Consider the following 296-nt stretch of genomic DNA (forward strand, 5'->3'; position numbering starts at 1 on the left):
TGAAACGGCACCAGGCATTCGGTCGCAGGCAGGCCGATGGCACCGAGCATGTTTGCGACGAAATCTTCGAAGGGTGCCTGGTCCGCCAGCCCTCCGTCCCGATCAACATAATGGATGCCCAGGGTCACATTCCCGGTGTGCTGATGGCGCATCTCCAGTTTGGTGGCCAAGCCCCAGGTGTCGGGATTGCCCTGGTTGCGGGCGAACCAGTCCTGGTACGCGACAAGCAGGTCGTCAAGCCTGGATTTTTCAGTCAGCAGCAACCAATCCCATTCCAGTGCCAGCCAGAGCACTTC

1 protein-coding gene is annotated in these 296 nt (G+C 59.8%); it reads right to left on the minus strand.

What is annotated here, in order from left to right:
• Positions 1-296, minus strand: a 296-nt coding sequence (locus tag AC0L3B_RS39225; RefSeq protein WP_473383128.1) for a hypothetical protein, incomplete at both ends; no start/stop codon positions are given.

The organism is Bradyrhizobium sp. Kon56, assembly GCF_055807635.1.